At 41.3% G+C, this 14,734-nt stretch carries 14 protein-coding genes; 9 read left to right on the forward strand and 5 right to left on the reverse strand.

Translation table 11 applies throughout. The features are described 5' to 3' along the window. Positions 1–123: 123 nt before the first annotated feature. Positions 124–1,071 carry a phosphoribosylaminoimidazolesuccinocarboxamide synthase gene (locus AC13CS_RS02165; protein WP_293162677.1) on the reverse strand — a complete coding sequence of 316 codons (948 nt, stop codon included), beginning with the start codon at positions 1,069–1,071 and terminating at the stop codon, positions 124–126. 14 nt (positions 1,072–1,085) lie between these two features. Beyond that, positions 1,086–2,045 (reverse strand): PhoH family protein, encoded by a 960-nt coding sequence (locus tag AC13CS_RS02170; RefSeq protein ID WP_293162674.1) that lies wholly within the window; start codon positions 2,043–2,045, stop codon positions 1,086–1,088. A 119-nt stretch (positions 2,046–2,164) separates the two neighbouring features. On the opposite strand from AC13CS_RS02170, the gene AC13CS_RS02175 reads away from it, so the two are divergent. The 5 genes from AC13CS_RS02175 (at position 2,165) to dnaN (ending at position 6,932) form a co-directional block, all read left to right on the forward strand. Beyond that, positions 2,165–2,995, forward strand: coding sequence for an SAM-dependent chlorinase/fluorinase (locus tag AC13CS_RS02175; protein WP_293162671.1), 831 nt, complete (start codon positions 2,165–2,167; stop codon positions 2,993–2,995). After that, positions 2,996–3,298 carry an antibiotic biosynthesis monooxygenase family protein gene (locus AC13CS_RS02180; RefSeq protein WP_293162668.1) on the forward strand — a complete coding sequence of 101 codons (303 nt, stop codon included), beginning with the start codon at positions 2,996–2,998 and terminating at the stop codon, positions 3,296–3,298. Next, a complete protein-coding gene (gldF, locus tag AC13CS_RS02185; protein WP_163626275.1) occupies positions 3,298–4,029 on the forward strand; it encodes a gliding motility-associated ABC transporter permease subunit GldF in 732 nt (243 codons plus the stop codon). The genes AC13CS_RS02180 and gldF overlap by 1 nt, the downstream gene beginning before the upstream one ends. Then, positions 4,029–5,693, forward strand: a complete 1,665-nt coding sequence (gene gldG, locus AC13CS_RS02190; protein ID WP_293162664.1) for a gliding motility-associated ABC transporter substrate-binding protein GldG — start codon at positions 4,029–4,031, stop codon at positions 5,691–5,693. The genes gldF and gldG overlap by 1 nt, the downstream gene beginning before the upstream one ends. A 120-nt stretch (positions 5,694–5,813) precedes the next feature. Continuing rightward, complete coding sequence (gene dnaN, locus AC13CS_RS02195) at positions 5,814–6,932, forward strand: DNA polymerase III subunit beta (protein ID WP_163626273.1); 1,119 nt, start codon at positions 5,814–5,816, stop codon at positions 6,930–6,932. 58 nt (positions 6,933–6,990) lie between these two features. Here dnaN and AC13CS_RS02200 read toward each other — a convergent pair whose 3' ends face one another. Then, positions 6,991–7,353 (reverse strand): DUF4870 domain-containing protein, encoded by a 363-nt coding sequence (locus AC13CS_RS02200; RefSeq protein ID WP_293162655.1) that lies wholly within the window; start codon positions 7,351–7,353, stop codon positions 6,991–6,993. A gap of 86 nt (positions 7,354–7,439) precedes the next feature. Between AC13CS_RS02200 and mnmE the strand changes: the two genes are divergently transcribed. The 3 genes from mnmE (at position 7,440) to AC13CS_RS02215 (ending at position 9,545) form a co-directional block, all read left to right on the forward strand. Then, positions 7,440–8,810, forward strand: a complete 1,371-nt coding sequence (gene mnmE / locus AC13CS_RS02205; protein ID WP_293162652.1) for a tRNA uridine-5-carboxymethylaminomethyl(34) synthesis GTPase MnmE — start codon at positions 7,440–7,442, stop codon at positions 8,808–8,810. A gap of 76 nt (positions 8,811–8,886) precedes the next feature. Next, the gene (locus AC13CS_RS02210) at positions 8,887–9,183 is read left to right on the forward strand and encodes a type II toxin-antitoxin system HigB family toxin (protein ID WP_293162649.1); all 297 of its coding nucleotides are present in this window, start codon (positions 8,887–8,889) and stop codon (positions 9,181–9,183) included. A 2-nt stretch (positions 9,184–9,185) separates the two neighbouring features. Then, on the forward strand, positions 9,186–9,545 hold the full coding sequence (locus tag AC13CS_RS02215; RefSeq protein ID WP_293162647.1) for a helix-turn-helix domain-containing protein: 360 nt from the start codon (positions 9,186–9,188) through the stop codon (positions 9,543–9,545). A 105-nt stretch (positions 9,546–9,650) separates the two neighbouring features. On the opposite strand, the gene AC13CS_RS02220 is transcribed toward AC13CS_RS02215, so the two are convergent. Next, positions 9,651–10,904, reverse strand: a complete 1,254-nt coding sequence (locus AC13CS_RS02220) for a hypothetical protein (protein ID WP_293162644.1) — start codon at positions 10,902–10,904, stop codon at positions 9,651–9,653. Positions 10,905–11,028: 124 nt separating this feature from the next. Between AC13CS_RS02220 and AC13CS_RS02225 the strand changes: the two genes are divergently transcribed. Next, complete coding sequence (locus AC13CS_RS02225; protein WP_293162641.1) at positions 11,029–12,393, forward strand: hypothetical protein; 1,365 nt, start codon at positions 11,029–11,031, stop codon at positions 12,391–12,393. Between the two features lie 404 nt (positions 12,394–12,797). Here the strand turns inward: AC13CS_RS02225 and AC13CS_RS02230 are convergent, their stop codons facing one another. After that, entirely contained in the window at positions 12,798–14,663 is a 1,866-nt protein-coding gene (locus AC13CS_RS02230) for a SulP family inorganic anion transporter (RefSeq protein ID WP_293162639.1), read from the reverse strand. Between the last annotated feature and the right edge of the window lie 71 nt (positions 14,664–14,734).

Raw genomic sequence — 14,734 nt, forward strand, 5'->3', positions numbered from 1 at the left:
AATTCGTTTGTGCCAGGTCAATATATCAATTTAGTTTTAAGATTTATTACTATTGAGGCAATAAAAAAAGGGAATTCACAGAATTCCCTATAATTTATTAGTTAGGTAACAAGTAAGTGATGACTATTTTGCCAAGTACGCTGTTACATTGGATAAAATTCTTTCCTGTAGATCAGAGATATCACTTTTTACAAATTTTTCTCCAGTGATATTCTCATAAAGTTCGATATATCTGTTCGAAACCGATTCAATATACTCGTCTGACATTTCGGGAACCGATTGCCCCTCAAGCCCTTGGAATCCATTGGAAATCAACCATTGTCTAACAAATTCTTTAGACAACTGTTTTTGAGGCTCCCCTTTTTCTTGACGCTCTTCGTATCCATCGGCATAAAAATAGCGTGATGAATCAGGAGTGTGAATCTCATCAATCAATACGATTTGCCCGTCTTTGGTCTTACCGAATTCGTATTTCGTATCTACCAAAATAAGACCTCGTTTGGCCGCGATTTCGGTTCCTCTTTGAAATAGGGCTCGGGTATACTTTTCCAAGACTTCGTAATCTTCTTTGGATACAATACCCCGTTTTAAAATATCTTCTTTGGAAATATCCTCGTCGTGGTCTCCTTTTTCCGCTTTGGTGGCCGGTGTAATGATGGGTTCTGGGAATTTATCGTTCTCCTTCATCCCTTCGGGCATTGGTACACCGCAAAGCAATCTTTTGCCTGCTTTGTACTCGCGTGCAGCATGGCCGGACATATAACCCCTAATTACCATTTCCACCTTGAATGGCTCACAGGCCTTACCCACCGCTACATTAGGGTCAGGAGTTGCCATCAACCAATTGGGCACGATATCTTCGGTATCCTTCATCATTTTGGTGGCTATTTGATTTAGAATCTGACCTTTGTACGGAATTCCATTGGGCATTACCACATCAAAAGCGGAGAGGCGATCCGTGGCCACCATTACCAAAACATCATTTTCTAAGGTATAGACCTCCCTTACTTTTCCTTTATAAACTGATTTTTGCCCAGGAAAGTTAAAATCCGTGGACATAAGCGTATTCATTCCCATAATTTTCTCTAGAATTGATTCTGGTGCTCTATATTTTTATAGGCATCAATCACCTTTTTCACCAATTTGTGTCGGATCACATCTTTATCATCCAAATAGATAATGCTGATGCCATCCACATTCTTCAAAATAAGTAAAGCTTCCTTTAGACCTGAAATCACCCTACGTGGCAAATCAATCTGGCCCGGGTCACCCGTCAACAAAAACTTGGCGTTCTTTCCCATACGGGTCAAGAACATTTTCATTTGGGCGTGGGTAGTGTTCTGGGCCTCGTCCAAAATCACAAAGGCGTTGTCCAAGGTTCGACCACGCATAAATGCCATTGGTGCAATTTGAATGGTGCCGTCCTCAATATATTTTTCGAGTTTTTCCGAAGGAATCATATCCCGAAGAGCATCGTACAAAGGCTGCATGTAAGGATCGAGCTTTTCTTTAAGGTCACCTGGCAAAAAACCAAGGTTCTCCCCTGCTTCCACAGCCGGACGCGTAAGGATTATACGCCTTACTTGTTTTTCTTTCAGGGCTTTTACGGCCAAAGCTACACCAGTATAGGTCTTACCGGTACCTGCAGGGCCAATGGCAAAAACCATATCGTCTTTTTTACAGGCATCCACCATGCGTCTTTGATTAGCGGTCTGGGCTTTGATCAATCTGCCGCTAACCCCGTGCACCAAAACATCGCCACTGCTTTTTGATGATGTATATTCTTCTTTGCTGGTACTGGTAAGTACACGCTCGATCATATTTTCATCAAGTTTGTTGTACTTAGCAAACTGACCAGTGAGTTCGTCAAAGCGTTTGTCGAACTCCTCTAAAAGTTTTTCGTCTCCAAATACTTTGATCTTGTTGCCCCTCGCTACAATCTTTAGCTTAGGAAAGTATTTTTTAAGCAACTCAATATTCGAGTTTTGCTGTCCAAAAAATTCTTGGGGGCTGATTTCCGTAAGTTCTATTACAAGTTCGTTCAAAAATTGTGAGGTGTTACAGTTGTTTTTGAAGAATTTTATTCTTTCTTTTTTGACTAATTTTACAAACAAACTTAACTAAAAATCAATTTGAACACGGAAAAACATATCAACAGTATTGCATGGCTATTATAACCTTGACTACAGATTTTGGATATAAGGACCACTTTGTGGGTGCTGTGAAAGGGGCAATACTGAGCAATCTCCCCGATATTTCCGTTGTTGATATTTCACATGCCATCAGTCCTTTCAACATTCAGGAATGTGCCTATATCCTTAAAAATGCCTACCAATCGTTTCCAAAGGGAACGGTCCATATAGTTGGGGTCGATTCGGAATTGTCCCCTGAAAACGAACATATTGTTGTGCAAGTGGATGGACACTATTTTGTGAGTGCCAACAGCGGGGTCATTTCCTTGATAACTTCCGAGGTGCAACCTGAAAAAGTCGTGGAAATCAACCTGCCCAATGCAGAGGCCGGTGCCTTTCCAGTGCTCAATATTTTTGTTCAAGTAGCCTGCCATATTGCGCGTGGCGGTAAGTTGGAGGTAATTGGCAAACCTTTGGAGCGTTTGAAGGAGCTACGTGATTTTGAACCACGCATCACCAACGAGGGCAAAACCATTACAGGTAACGTTATATATATTGATAACTACGGAAACGTGGTCACAAATATTCAGAAAAGCCTGTTTGAAGCATACCGCAGCGGGCGTGATTTTGAAATCATTGCACGGACCACCAAAATACGGCAGGTACACCAGAGTTATAACGGCATCATAAATTATGATTTGGAACGGAACCAACGAAAAGGTCCTGGTGATGCCTTGGCCCTGTTCAATTCGGCAGGATACATAGAACTTGCTATTTATAAAAGTGACCTGAACTCCGTTGGGGGAGCATCTTCGCTCCTTGGACTGAATTACAGGGACACCGTAACCATAAATTTCCTGTAAATGTTGATACGCATTGTAAAACTGACTTTTAAACCCGAAAATATTGCTAGTTTTGAGCGAATCTTTGAAGAAAGCAAAAACGGTATTTTGGCTTTTGAAGGTTGTAATATGGTAGAATTGTATCAAGACATTACAAATTCAAATATATTTTTCACCTATAGTTTTTGGGATACGGAATCGCACCTGAACAGTTATAGGAATTCCGATTTCTTTAAAGAGGTTTGGGGCAACACTAAAAAATTGTTCGCCGATAAGCCTGAAGCATGGAGTGTTCATAAAATTCAATCAACAAACCCATCTTAATGTTCGCAATTTTTAAGAGAGAGGTACGGTCTTTTTTTACATCGCCCATCGGTTACTTGATCGTAGGTTCGTTTTTACTGCTCAATGGACTTTTTCTGTGGGTCTTCAAGGGCGATTACAACATTTTTGACTACGGTTTTGCCGATTTGAGCAACTTCTTTTTGCTGGCCCCTTGGATTTTTATTTTTTTGGTGCCCGCCATCACAATGAAAAGTTTTTCCGAAGAACGAAAAATGGGCACACTGGAATTGCTGTTGATAAAACCTATCTCCATCTGGAAATTGGTACTAGGCAAGTTTTGGGGCGCCTTTCTTTTGTGCGTTATCGCAGTAATCCCGACCATAATATATGTTTTTGCCATATCGGGACTGGGAATGATAGAAGGAAATTACGACCTCGGCGTCGTACTGGGTTCGTATTTTGGATTATTGTTTTTGATGGCCTGTTATACGTCCATCGGGATATTTGCTTCTACGCTATCGGATAATCAAATTATCGCCTTTTTGGTGGGGATTTTGGTCTGCTTTCTGATTTTTAACGGGTTTGATGCTGCATCTTCACTTTTTACGAATGGAGAAACGCAACAAACCATACAATCACTCGGGGCAAAAGCACATTTTGATAGTATTGCAAGAGGTGTGATAGACACCCGAGATTTGGTCTACTTCATCTCATTGACCTTATTGTTTTTGTATCTCACTTTTCAACGTTTAAAACAATTGCCAAGGTAATGGGGAAGTTTTTTATATCCATCGTAAAAGTGATTGTAGCCGTGGTGGCCATCAACCTATTGGCCAGTTTTGTCTATACCCGTTTCGACCTTACAGAGGATAAGCGCTATACGCTTTCGGAGCCTGCCGTAGCAGTGGCCCAAAAATTTGAAACACCCGTAATTGTGGATGTATTACTGGATGGAAACATTCCTGCAGAGTTCTCCAAATTGAAAGCTGAAACCATTCAATTGTTGGAATCATTTGGGTCCAAGAACAGCAATATCAAATATAATTTGGTGGACCCCATGGAGGATAGCGAAAATCCACAGGAAACGGTCGCCCAATTACAAAGCTTGGGATTACAGCCCGCCAATGTTACCGTTGAGGAGAACGGAAAGGTATCCAATGAGCTGGTTTTTCCTTGGGCCATGGTAAATTACAACGACCAGACGGTAAAAGTGCCTTTACTGAAGAATAAATTAGGCTCCACGGCCGAGGATCGCATCAACAATTCGGTACAACAATTGGAATATGCCTTTGCCGATGCATTCACCAAACTTAGCATTAAAGAAAAAAAGAGCATAGCCGTTATCAAGGGAAATGGCGAACTGGATGATATTTTTATTGCCGATTACCTTACAACCATTCGCGATTATTACAACATAGGTGCCATAACTTTGGATTCCGTAGCTTCCAATCCACAAAACGTTTTGGACCAGCTAAAAAACTTTGACCTCGCCCTTATCGCCAAACCGACCGAAGCATTTACCGACCAGGAGAAATACGTGATGGACCAATATATGGTTCAAGGAGGCAAATCCATTTGGATGCTAGATCAGGTAAATATGGAAATGGATAGCATTTATGCAGGTGGCGGAGAGGCCATTGCCGTTCCCAGAGACCTTAATTTGAAAGATTTGTTCTTTAAATATGGAGTGCGCATCAATCCAGTTTTGGTCAACGACCTGTATTTTACCCAAATAGTTTTGGCCACGGGAGAAGGAAACGATTCGCAGTACAATCCACTGCCTTGGTTTTATTACCCAATGGTTTTTTCACAGAACAATCATCCTATCAATACCAATATTGAAGCGGTACGTTTTCAGTTTACCAGTCCAATGGACGTATTGGAAAACGATTATCAAAAAACCATTTTGTTGCAGAGTTCGCCACTTTCCAAAACGGATGGAATCCCGAGAGTAGTGAGTTTGGATATGATCAACCAACAGCCCGATCAAGCAACGTATAACAACGGTAATTTGCCATTAGCCGTCCTGATCGAGGGCAGTTTCACCTCTATGTACAAAAACAGGGTAAAACCTTTAAAGCTACAAAACACGATGGAAGAAGGTCCCGAAAATAAAATGATCGTGATTTCGGATGGGGACGTCATCAAAAACCAACTACGCAACGGCAGACCCTTGGAATTGGGCTACGATAAATGGACCAACAGCTTTTATGGCAACAAGGAATTCTTGGTGAACAGCACAAATTACCTGTTAGACAATAGTGGGCTTATTAACATTCGGAACAAGAAAGTATCCATCCCGCTCTTGGATGTCAAAAAAATTGCAGAACAAAAAAACAAGTGGCAGCTTGTAAACATTGGATTACCAGTCGTTTTAACCTTGTTGTTCGGCCTGTTTTTCAGCTACTACAGAAAGCGTAAGTTTACCGTCTAACTGTTGATAAATTTGTTTCTCTGCTAAATCCATTTGGGATATATTTGTTTTTATTGATTTTATACGCCCTTTTTGAAGGGAAATCTGCTAAAAGAGCAACTATACTAAAGTATTTCGTTGATGAAGTTTATTGTATCCAGTACATATTTATTGAAACAGCTTCAGGTTTTGGGAGGAGTTATCAACAATAGCAATACCTTGCCCATCCTGGACAATTTTTTGTTCGACCTTAAAGAAAGTAAACTTACAGTTTCCGCCTCGGACTTGGAAACGACCATGAGTGCCGTTTTGGAAGTGGATTCCGATTCGGAAGGTACCATTGCCGTGCCAGCACGTTTATTGTTGGACACCTTAAAAACTTTTCCCGAACAACCATTGACTTTTGTGGTTGAGGACAACAATACGGTAGAAATCAGTTCCAACCATGGTAAATATGCCTTGGCATATGCCGATGGAGCAGAATTTCCAAAAGCGGTGGAAGTTTCCAACCCGAGTTCCACTACCCTAATGGGCGATATTTTGGCAACAGCCATCAACAAAACCATTTTCGCCGCCGGAAACGATGACCTTCGCCCAGTGATGAGCGGGGTGTTTTTCCAGTTTTCTCCAGAGAATTTGACTTTTGTGGCCACTGATGCCCATAAATTGGTAAAATATCAACGTCAAGATGTAACTGCTTCCGAAGTGGCAGAATTCATCATGCCCAAAAAACCATTAACATTGTTAAAAGGTATTTTGGCAGGTTCCGAATCTGAAGTGACCATCGAATACAACGATAGCAATGCCAAATTCTATTTTGACAATACTGAATTGGTTTGTCGGTTGATAGATGGCAAATACCCGAACTACGAAGCGGTGATTCCCAAGGAAAACCCCAACAAGTTGACCATTGCGAGAAATCAATTTTTGAGCTCGGTCAGAAGGGTTTCCATTTTCTCCAACAAGACCACGCACCAAATACGTTTAAAAGTTGCCGGTGCCGAACTTAATATTTCTGCAGAGGATGTAGATTACAGCAATAAGGCAGAAGAAAGATTATCGTGTTCTTACCAAGGTGACGATATGCAAATTGGCTTCAACTCCAGATTTTTATTGGAAATGTTGAACAATTTATCTTCGGACGAAGTATCATTGGAAATGAGTTTACCCAACAGGGCAGGTATCCTCACCCCTATCGACGGACTGGATGAAGGTGAACATGTAACTATGTTGGTGATGCCCGTGATGCTGAATAGTTAAATTAACTACCCAACCATAATCGAAAAAGCTGGAGCAAATTGTTCCAGCTTTTTTGTTTTTACGATATAAACCTAATCGTCATAAAATGTGATGGAGATTCACCATTTGCAGCCTTGACCGCATTAACAATAGGTAATATAAACCCAAGGATTCCCGCTCCTATCAAGCCCAGTATACCCAAGCCCAAAAGAAGAATGGCAGGAATACTAATGATGATGTAAAGTATCAGACTGATCTGGAAATTGATAATGGCCTTTCCATGCTCGTTCATACCCTTAACCTTATCTTTTGATGACAACCAGATAATCAAGGGTATAATCAGGCTTCCAAATCCTGTAACATACGATAAAAGTTGTGTAAGATGCGTCACGGCCAACAAGGTATTATCCGTTCTGACTGCTTTTTGATTGATAACTTCCATTTTTGATTGATTTTGATGATTCATCTTATTAGTATACAAATCACTAAAAATGTTACAAACACCAGCTAATTTGTACTTTTGTCCCCATGTCGTACACAGATAACATTGTAGCCTTGGCAACACCCTCGGGAACAGGGGCCATTGCAGTGATAAGGGTCTCCGGACCAGATGCCATAACCCTAGTGGATACCCTTTTTAAATCCATTAAGGGAAAGAAACTGGCCCAACAGAAAAGCCATACCATTCATTTGGGCCATATTGTGGACCAAGAAAAGATTTTGGACGAAGCTCTTGTTTCTATTTTTAAAGGACCACACTCTTATACCGGTGAAAATGTTGTGGAGATTTCCTGCCACGGCTCCCCGTTCATCCAACAACAGATTATTCAGCTTTTGTTGCGAAATGGTTGCCGTTCGGCATCGGCAGGTGAATTTACACTACGAGCATTCCTTAACGGCAAGATGGATTTAAGTCAGGCGGAAGCTGTGGCCGACCTTATTGCCAGCGATAGTGAAGCGGCGCACGACATTGCCATGCAGCAGATGCGCGGTGGATTCAGCAATGAAATCCAAGAACTGCGACAAGAACTGCTGAACTTCGCTTCGCTTATTGAACTGGAACTCGATTTTTCCCAAGAAGATGTGGAGTTCGCAGACAGAACCCAGTTCAACGAACTACTCAACCGCATTAGTGAGGTACTAAAGAAATTAATTGACTCCTTCGCACTCGGAAATGTGATAAAAAATGGAATCCCCGTAGCTATTGTGGGGCAACCCAATGTAGGCAAATCAACCCTGCTCAATGTACTGCTTAATGAAGAGAGAGCTATTGTGAGTGAAATTGCGGGTACTACCCGGGATACGGTCGAGGACCATATCAGCATAAAAGGTATCAATTTTAGGTTTATTGATACGGCAGGAATCCGCGAAACCGTCGATGTAGTGGAAAAAATAGGGATTGAACGAACCTTTGACAAAATTGAAAAGGCACGGCTCATTATTTACCTATTTGACGGCATGGATTTTGACAAGACGGAATTGGAACAAATCCAGAAACGCTACCCCAACAAACAGTTGTTGCCCATTTGTAATAAAATGGATCTCCTAAACCCAGGGCAGAAAGAAAAGATAAAATCAGAAATTCCCAATGTACTTTTCCTTTCTGCTAAATTTAAAGAAGGTATTTCAGAGCTCGAAAGTAAGCTTCTTTCTTTGGTAGACTCAGGGGCTTTGAGTGGCGACACCACCATAATTACCAACAGCAGGCACTACGATGCCTTGTTAAAAGCTTTGGAGGAAATTCAAAAGGTCAAAGAAGGTTTGGATATGGAACTGTCCAGCGATTTAATGGCCATCGACATCCGTCAAGCACTGTATCATTTGGGAGAAATCACAGGAAGTGTTACCACAGATGATTTATTGGGCAATATCTTTTCTAACTTTTGTATTGGGAAATAATTCTATATTTCAAAACAATATTTTGTAATTCGAAATTTGGCATTACCTTTGCTTAATAGTGATTGATGTTTAAACAATGCGTATTGTTACCCACAAAAGAATAAAGGAGTTCATAGAAATGCACGCAGACAGCGAAAATCCTTTAAACTTTTGGTATCATACCGTAACGGCGAAAAACTGGGATAATATCAACGAGTTAAGGCAGGATTTCAACACCGTTGATTATGTGGGAAACCACCGTTTTGTTTTCAATATCAAAGGAAACGATTACAGGCTGGTTGCCATAATTTCGTTCAATGCAAAAAAGGTTTACATTAGGTTTATAGGTACGCACTCGGAGTATGATAAGATTAAGGACATTAAAAACATTTAGCAATGATACAGACAGAAAAAGAGTATAACGCCATTGTTGAACGTATAGAAGAACTTTTACAGAACCCCGACAATATCGAAAACAAAGATGCAAAGGGTTATGTGGAACTAAACCTATTGTCTGACCTTGTGGCAGATTATGAAGAACGCCATTATCCGGTAAAAAAGCCCCCTTTGGTTGAGGTGATTAAATTGCGTATGGCAGAAATGGGATTGAACCAAAAACGCCTATCCGAACTTTTGGGAGTAAGCACGTCAAGGGTAAGCGAGTACCTCAACGGAAAAAGCGAACCCACTTTAAAAGTAGCACGGGAAATAAGTGTAAAACTGGGTATTGATGCCTCCATTGTCCTAGGGGTATAACTTGCCGAAATGTTGGGCAATATCTTTTCTAACTTTTGTATCGGGAAATAATTTCAATTCTATTGATGCTTAAGAAAAAAGTGAAATTTTAAGGATTTTCAGTTTTTAGAAATTGGTAGAATACATAATTCCTCCATTATTTTTAAACGCTACATGTTGGATCGTCCCAGCTCCTTCAAAATGGATGCTGAGGCCAACGATTTTTTTTGGAATATCTGGCACTTCAAACGAGAATACGGATTGTTTGTCCATTACAATATCCAATTTCCCGTCCTTTGAAATGCACTTCACTTCGACAAAGTCGGTAAAATCCACACCGAAACCGGAAAGATCTGTTTTCTTTCCATCAATGGTCTTATCAAATGCGTACAGCATAATATCGGAAATGCAGCCTTTGTCGGTCAGCATGATACTTATTGGTCCGTCCTCGTGAACAATCACCAATTGGGCAGTTTGACATTGACTCTTACCGGATTTGAAATCATTCCGGATTGAAGCTGTCATTTCAAAATTGGTAGTGTATAATTCCCCAAAGTCCCTAATTTGATAGAAGCCAACGGGAGTTCTTGACGCACGTGGATCCACTCCATATTTCTTTAGCGAGCTGGCTTTTATAGATAGAGCTTTCTCCGATCGGTAGTCCTCCCTGTCCAAATAAATAGGCACAGAATCCGTCTCAATGACCCCCACCCAATCCGATGTTGGAATCAAGATACCCTTTTCCCTCACAATGGTTTCATCAACCACGAGTTTGGATTTGAAATAACCTGGTCGGTAATAAATGCTGGTGGAAACACTGTCGTTTTTATTGACGAGTACCCGCTTGCTCTCGTCCCAATCCTGCTGGATCTCTATTTTCGCTTTTTCATCTGCCGCAGATGCATCGTACCTGAAAACAACGGAATTTGGAAGCCCAGTAGTGACCGACTTGCCATTAAAAGCGAAATCATCAGGATCATAGATGGTATCATTTTTCCTGGCCGTCAAAAATACGGATGAAAAAAGCGCGATACCAAGCAATAAAAAGGCTATTAAAGACTTCATCGGTAAATTCGCTTTGCCCTCTTTTTCCCCTTTCACAAGCTTACCTTCACAGTAATTGGAAAATGTGCCCCAGTCTTTGAAACCAATATAATTGGCCAGTGCATTCAAAGTGGTCTTGTTCGGGTGAGATGCATAGTTTACCTTTCCGCTAAGCCGTTTTAGTGTGGATACGCTCAACAATGTGCCCGTTTCTTCCTGAATGTTCTCGCTGAGAGTCTTAAAATCATGGGTGTCCCACTTGCTGCAAGGTCCTTTTCCCAATTTTTCCTCTACCCGTTTAAAACAGGCTTCGATATGTTTCCTAAACTTCTCCATTTATAAATCCATGTCGACTATGAACAAACTTGAACAAAGATGAACAACCAATGCGCCTAAAAACTTTGCAGGTAACTTTACATTGGTATACTGTAAATCGATTATATCAAAAATAGATCATAACATGAAAAACAGCATCCAAAACTTCTTGATACTTGTCATGGCCATTGCTCCAGTATCATGCCTCCAAGAAAACAAAAAAAACATTACCGCCCAAGAATTTGCCTTTACCAAAAACAATTGGCGGATTGAAAATGTGGACGGTTCTACGGATACGTTGAAAGTTGTGGACCATCAGGGAAAGTACGCAATGTTTTTAGAGCCAAGTCAAAAGGCTTATCTCAATGGCAAAGAATTCAAGAACTTTCAACTGGAGTTTCATTGTAACGGCCAAGTTCCGGGATTGGGTTTTAGGATCCAGGATAAAGAAAATTACGAATACCTGTACCTGAGAATGATGATGAGCGGAAAAAAGGATGCGCTGCAGTATATTCCCATTTATAATGGCAGCTTGCCTTGGCAGCTCTATAATTATCCCAAATATGAAGGCAGTGCCGAATATCCGAGAAAGGAAGTGGCCATCTTACCACCTTTTCTGGAGAATCAACTGGTTCATGGAAAAGTGAGCGATAAGCTTTTAAAGGTACTGGAGGAGGAAGGCATCATATTCTCGGAGGAATCGTTCTTGGACTTTCCCGATGAAACCATTTCCTATATTTACGATCCTCAAAGCAATAAAGCGCTGCTTTTCCAGAAACGGGAAGATGGCATCGTATTCTTGGACATAAGTACTTGGGTCCATGTAAAGGTGGAGGTTATTGAAGACAAAATGTCCGTTTATATTGAGGATATGGATACCCCGACCTTTGTTGTTGATGACCTAAAGCGTGATTCCAAGAAAGGCGGTATAAGCTTGTACAGCACCTTTGGCCAGGTTTACTATAGTGATGTATCCATTCGGGAAATTGAAAGTTCCAATGTGCCAAAACAACGGGATACCGAAAAGGTGATTTCTCCGAATTATTTGACCAAGTGGCAAATATCGGAACCCTTTGCCAAAGATTCGGTGAACTTTATATCCCAAGTGGATTCCCTATTCGATTACAGAGAAAAATTTAAAACGGTAACTGCCGACATGGATGGCATTTTAAACATCAGTCGCTTTTATGATGATATGGACAAAACGGTCACTCTGACCTGTAACATAGTATCTGATTCCGATAAGGATATCAAATTAAACTTTGATTATGCGGACCACTTGGTAATCTTATTGAATTCCGAAGTCATATTCGATGGGGGAATGAACTTTAGGCCACCTCCGGAAAAGGGTATGGAAGGTAGGGTTTTCGTGGATGATGAACAAACCGTGCTGAATTTATCCAAAGGTCCCAATGAACTAACCTTTGTGCTGTCGGGTGATAACCGCCAGAAATATAATTGGGGATGTGTGGCCAAGTTGGAAAATTTGAATGGGGTTTCAATAGAATGAGCCATTATGTTTCCTTATGTGAACCCCTAAATGGACTTTTGGGAAACATTGGATGTTGACTGCCATACCTGAACCTGTTTTTGTCTATGTATATGGTAGAGCTTGGAAAGCTATAATTTATAAAAGACAAATTCAAACATGAGTTGAACCATATCATGAAAAGTGGATGGTACACCTATAATGAAATGGTGGTCGATCTTTGCTTCTTGGGCAAGACCATGGGAAAAAACAACGGTTACCGCCCATTTCATTAGCGGTTCTATTAATAGGCATTATAGCAACGACAGCCTATTCTTTAGCACCCCTAACGGAACCGTTGTCTTCTCATGATCAAAAAAGTATCCTCCAGAATTGGTCAACCCGAATATAATACTCCTTTCCTCGATAATTTTCAGTGATGTAACTTACCCCTTATCCAATGCATTTTTCTTAATGTAGGAGGTACAAGCTTCAAAATCATCGAATATTTGATCCTCAGGAATTAAGGAAGGTATCAGTTTAACCCGTTCCATCATATACTTGGGCTGTTCCAAAACATGTACAAAAAGTACGGTAACACCTGTATTTTTAAGGTCCATCAAAACATCTTCAAGGGTATAAAGTCCAGATTGATCTAAATACTGCATGCGATCCATTCGGATGACCACCGTGGAGGCCGTTTTTGGGATTTGCTTGGCCAATTGTTGAAACTCGCTTGTAAACCCAAAAAACAAGGGGCCTTTCAAATGCTTAATAAAAACTTCCTTTTTAAGGTCTTCCGGAAAATTGACCTCATCCGCCCATCCCTTTTCTTCTTTCAAGGTTTTGACATCAGATCGTTTGGCCGTTAAGTCTCCCATTTTTTTCATAAACATGAAGGAAGCGATTACCAAACCGATACCTACGGCATAGACCAAGTTCCAAATAGAGGACAACACCATGACCACCAACATTATCAACACTTCAGAACTTAACTTGAAAGGTCCGAACTTGACATCCTTGGGCAAATAAGGTACGGCCCTCAGTCCTTTGTAATCTATTACCCCGATACCTACGGTCACCAAAATCCCGGCAAGTACCGCTGCGGGTATTTTGGAGGCTATCGGCCCCAAGGCCAACAATACGATGAGCAAAAGAATCCCTGCAACCATCCCCGATAACCTTGTTTTCCCGCCTGCATTGATATTGACCACGGTACGAATGGTGGCTCCTGCACCAGGTATTCCCCCAAAAACTGCGGCAATGCTATTTCCAATACCCTGCCCCATCAATTCTTTGTTGGGTTTGTGTTGGGTCTTGGTCATATTATCTGCAACCACGGAAGTTAATAGCGAATCTATGGCTCCCAAAAGAGCCAGGGTCAAGGCCGTAAAAATATAGGGGGTTACCGAGCTCAATTTAAATTCACTAAAGATGTCCAAATGGGGCACAGGAAAACCGCTGGGTATTTGTTGGATAGGCCTGTAATCCAGTCCAAACCCATAGGCCACTCCTGAAACGACCAACAAAGCCACCAGGGCACTGGGAATGGCGGTTGTAATTCTTTTAAATCCATAGATGATCACAATAGTGGCCAATGCCAGAGCAAGTTCCAGCCAATCTATCCGTTGTAGAGCCCTGGGCAAGACCTTGATCGTACCTATGACCCCAGAAGCATCTTTATTGGCCAAGGTTTGAGCTTCCTTCCGGATACTTTCCTCCGAGACCTCCCCTGCCCTATCCAGAGTTTCTTGAAAATCCTCAAGTACCAATATTCCTTCGTTCGATTCCTCATTGAGAATATTCTTAAGAATAACCTCTTCCGCACGAGGTCTGAATTGATCCACAAAAGCGGCATCTTCTTTGGGGTAATAACCCATCGAAGGCAACATTTGGGTAACAAGGATGATTACTCCAATGGCCGTCATAAAGCCTGAGACTACAGGATACGGAATATAGCGAATGTATTTTCCAAGCCCAGCAAGGCCCAATATGATCTGCATTAGCCCTGCCAATAGAAACACCAGTAAAATGGCCGGCAATGCTTTCTCGAGATCACCATCGTTCATAGCCACAATACCAGCAACGACAACCATACTAACGGCGGTCATAGGTGCCGTAGGTCCGGATATCTGAGTATTTGTGCCCCCAAACAAGGCTGCAAAAAAACTAATGAATATGGCACCGTACAACCCAGCACTTGGACCCATACCCGAGCTGACACCAAAGGCCAAAGCCAAGGGAAGGGCTACAATGCCCGCTGTAATGCCACCAAATAAATCTCCTTTAAAATTAGAAAAAAAATGCTTCATAAATATTTTGATTGTTTTTTGTATCGACACATTAGTGGCTGATCAACATACTAAAGGATACCGGTTCATGA

The sequence above is a fragment of the Flagellimonas sp. B-3 genome (assembly GCF_056857835.1).

Bases quoted from the DNA above. Each gene is read 5' to 3' on its own strand.
- AC13CS_RS02215 (WP_293162647.1), top strand. From the start codon at position 9,186: ATGATACAGACAGAAAAAGAGTATAACGCCATTGTTGAACGTATAGAA.
- AC13CS_RS02220 (WP_293162644.1), bottom strand. From the start codon at position 10,904: ATGGAGAAGTTTAGGAAACATATCGAAGCCTGTTTTAAACGGGTAGAG.
- AC13CS_RS02180 (WP_293162668.1), top strand. From the start codon at position 2,996: ATGTTGATACGCATTGTAAAACTGACTTTTAAACCCGAAAATATTGCT.
- gldF (WP_163626275.1), top strand. From the start codon at position 3,298: ATGTTCGCAATTTTTAAGAGAGAGGTACGGTCTTTTTTTACATCGCCC.
- AC13CS_RS02225 (WP_293162641.1), top strand. From the start codon at position 11,029: ATGAAAAACAGCATCCAAAACTTCTTGATACTTGTCATGGCCATTGCT.
- AC13CS_RS02200 (WP_293162655.1), bottom strand. From the start codon at position 7,353: ATGGAAGTTATCAATCAAAAAGCAGTCAGAACGGATAATACCTTGTTG.
- AC13CS_RS02210 (WP_293162649.1), top strand. From the start codon at position 8,887: ATGCGTATTGTTACCCACAAAAGAATAAAGGAGTTCATAGAAATGCAC.
- AC13CS_RS02230 (WP_293162639.1), bottom strand. From the start codon at position 14,663: ATGAAGCATTTTTTTTCTAATTTTAAAGGAGATTTATTTGGTGGCATT.
- dnaN (WP_163626273.1), top strand. From the start codon at position 5,814: ATGAAGTTTATTGTATCCAGTACATATTTATTGAAACAGCTTCAGGTT.
- mnmE (WP_293162652.1), top strand. From the start codon at position 7,440: ATGTCGTACACAGATAACATTGTAGCCTTGGCAACACCCTCGGGAACA.
- AC13CS_RS02175 (WP_293162671.1), top strand. From the start codon at position 2,165: ATGGCTATTATAACCTTGACTACAGATTTTGGATATAAGGACCACTTT.
- gldG (WP_293162664.1), top strand. From the start codon at position 4,029: ATGGGGAAGTTTTTTATATCCATCGTAAAAGTGATTGTAGCCGTGGTG.
- AC13CS_RS02165 (WP_293162677.1), bottom strand. From the start codon at position 1,071: ATGAATACGCTTATGTCCACGGATTTTAACTTTCCTGGGCAAAAATCA.